This window comes from Bacillus sp. MYb209 (genome assembly GCF_002975175.1).
Taxonomy (GTDB): domain Bacteria; phylum Bacillota; class Bacilli; order Bacillales; family Bacillaceae_G; genus Bacillus_A.
This window is the reverse complement of record NZ_PCNZ01000097.1, coordinates 1-2,919: the sequence shown is the minus strand read 5'-3', so window position 1 is coordinate 2,919 and position 2,919 is coordinate 1. Positions and strand designations below refer to the sequence as shown.

General features: G+C 34.5%; 1 protein-coding gene and 3 pseudogenes. 1 reads left to right on the top strand and 3 read right to left on the bottom strand.

The features are described 5' to 3' along the window. Positions 1-102 precede the first annotated feature (102 nt). Positions 103-228, top strand: a pseudogene (locus CQZ94_RS30400) (helix-turn-helix domain-containing protein); the annotation flags it as partial. Positions 229-323: 95 nt separating this feature from the next. Here CQZ94_RS30400 and CQZ94_RS32535 read toward each other — a convergent pair. From CQZ94_RS32535 to CQZ94_RS30390, 3 genes and pseudogenes are all read right to left on the bottom strand, one after another. Next, positions 324-395, bottom strand: a pseudogene (locus CQZ94_RS32535) (IS6 family transposase); the annotation flags it as partial. 72 nt (positions 396-467) lie between these two features. After that, the gene (locus CQZ94_RS30395; protein ID WP_105588396.1) at positions 468-2,420 is read right to left on the bottom strand and encodes a bifunctional metallophosphatase/5'-nucleotidase; all 1,953 of its coding nucleotides are present in this window, start codon (positions 2,418-2,420) and stop codon (positions 468-470) included. Positions 2,421-2,499: 79 nt separating this feature from the next. Further along, positions 2,500-2,795: pseudogene (locus CQZ94_RS30390) on the bottom strand (DUF3967 domain-containing protein); the annotation flags it as partial. Positions 2,796-2,919: the final 124 nt, after the last annotated feature.

The following is a 2,919-nucleotide window of genomic DNA, read 5'->3' as shown; positions in this document are numbered from 1 at the left end:
AATTACCTTTATGAAGGATTTTTCCTTTTCTACAAGGGCATTTGCACACCTCAATTTGTTGATTCCAAGTATTAATAATGCTATCCGACACCTTATCATCCATTGCGCCTAATTGTTCCACCGTATCCAGAAATAATAATTGCTAAAACGATCGGTTGCAGTCGCTTTGTATATAACCAATTTCTTGCCCTTTGGAATGATACGTATAAAGAAGCTGGAAAAGGATTATTCAAATAAAAAATTCCCCGGATCATTAAACAGATACGGGGAATTTTTTTATCGATGATTCTCTATATTTCCATACGTTTCATATAACTTATGCTGTACCATCTCACTGTTAACAAAATAATGTCAGGCTTATAATGCTTCCACTTGAACAAATGTTTTATTTCCATACCGATCACAAACCTTTGTAGAGTAATAGTATGTCTAAGTTTGATAGATTTTTTGCACCAGAACCATTTTTCTTATATTTTTTTTATAACCCTATTAAGTTTTTTGTAAAATTCACCTTTTGTTTTTACATGATTAAACTGATTCGGATTAATATTAGCTTTTTGAGAGAGTGCTACAATCTCTTCTTTTGTAATTGAATCTTTAGTATTTATAGATGCTACATTTGTATATTTTCCATCTTCTGTTTTTGGAATTTCTAAAATCCCTTTATTTACAAGATCCACTACAGCCTTATGCTCTGAAGAATGTGTATCTACACCAGTAATTTTCCAATTATGCATAACTTTTGGCGTGTATACACCATTCTTTACCTCTTTTAAATATGTAATAGCAAGGTTACGAATGGTTCCACCTGTTTCTCCGAATGCATTCTCTTGTTTAGATGACCAAATTTGTTCAAACTTACGTCCCTCTAAAGCTCCCCCTTTTGCCTGAAGAGCCTCCATTCTATATGCATTCATTCCCAGCGTCATAACATCGCTCATTTTGATTGGTTTATTTGTACGAATAGATCGTAAATTTGTAATTCTACTTCCATATGGTTTTGTTAAGTCAATTTCGTATTTTACGCCTCCAAAGAAATCGTTCGTACTGTATTTAGACGCACGGCGGGTTTTATCAAAGCTAACTGTTACATCTCCGGCACGAGATGAGTTAAAATACCCTGCCGCCCATTCCATGTAGTCTTTTAAATCTTTCCCAGTTATCTTATATACTGTAATTTCTCCCAAAGCATATTGGTAATTATACGCAATATCTTTCTTCTTAATAGGACCTACATCCAAACGGGCATAATCGTTATCAATTTGATGGGCTACTACATCTGCTTTGCTGTAATAGAGCATGACTTCATGAAAGAAATCTGATAAAGGTGTCTCTTGAATTTGCACACTTGGAATACCCTTTATTTCATTTTCAGGAACAAGATTTCTACCCTTTAATTGAGCGACTACAACATTTGCATCTTCTCTCGCATACTCGTGAAAAGGTGTTAGTGTTTCTTCAAGTGTAGGATCAGATAATACCGTTGTTCCATCAACATTTTTTACAGGTAATGCGGTAGCTGTTTTATCTTTTAAAACCAGTTTTCCATCTTGCTTTGTAAAAGTAAGATCAATACGTGAGATATGTGTTCCATATTTATCTGGTTCTGTAATAATAACACCATTTACAACTTCTTTTTTTACAAGTTTATGCATATGAGCTGCAAAAATAGCGCTTAGTTCCGGACAAGCATTCGCAATATCTTGAACCCCAGTACCAGGGATTCCATTCTCATTTTCTAGTCCCATATGCATAACCCCTACCATTACATCTACTTTACCTTCTAATTCTTTAATTGCCCTTTTTGTCTCTTCAACTGGATTTTTCACCACTAAACCATCCAAATGATCTGTTCCTTTTTCAAAATCACTAATCATTGGTGTATTCATGCCAATAATCCCAACTTTAATTCCACCTTTTTCAACAATCGTATATGCAGGAAGAAAACGCTCTCCATTCTCCTTATAAATATTTCCTGCTAACGTCTTTCCCTTATATTGCTCACTAACTTTTTTCAATGTATCTAATCCAAAGTTGAATTCATGATTTCCAAATGCCCAAGCATCATATCCCATTGCGTTCATCGCTACCATCATTGGCGATTGTGGCTTATCATTGAATAATTCTACTGAGTTTCCTTGAATTGTATCCCCGGCATCTAATAATATGGTATTCGGATTTTCTTGACGTACCTTCTTTATAACCGTATAAAGCTGCGTTAAACTTCCACTCGTATTTGCACCATCAAGCGCATAATCCCAAGGCATAAATCGGCCATGAATATCTGCAGTACCCAACAATGTAATATTAACATCAGATTCCTCAGCCTTAGAGATAGCTGGTTTGACTGTTACTGCTGTTCCAAGAAGCATAAGAATAACAAAATAACATACATAGTTCTTCCATTTTATTTTTTGCATAATAACAATATTTCTCCCCTTTTTGCACTGTCATAAAGTTGCTTGAACTTTTAAAATGTAACTTATTATTTGGAAAACTTCAACTACAAAAGATAATTTTGGAGATACTACGTTTAGCATCTTGAATCTCTCTGACCATCTTCATAAGATTTTCATCTTTTAGCTCTAGCCTTTTTCTATCCTTTCTTCATGTTCCCCCCGATCTTTCATATCTTTCTCGATTAATTTATTCCTTTGATCTATACGATCACCTAATCTCTTTTCCATTTCTAACAGATTCGCTTGTTGCACCTTATTAATTTCTTCTATCATAGCGCTATATTGTTGTTAGAATTGGTATTGCATTTAATAAGGAACTGGATCTGTCCCCTGGAACTTCATTTTCGGTTCTGGTGCAAAAAATCTATCAAACTTGGACATACGGATACTACTACTCTGTAAAAAGTGTGTGATCAGTATGGAAAAGGAAAATGTATTCAAATGGAAGCATTATCAGCCT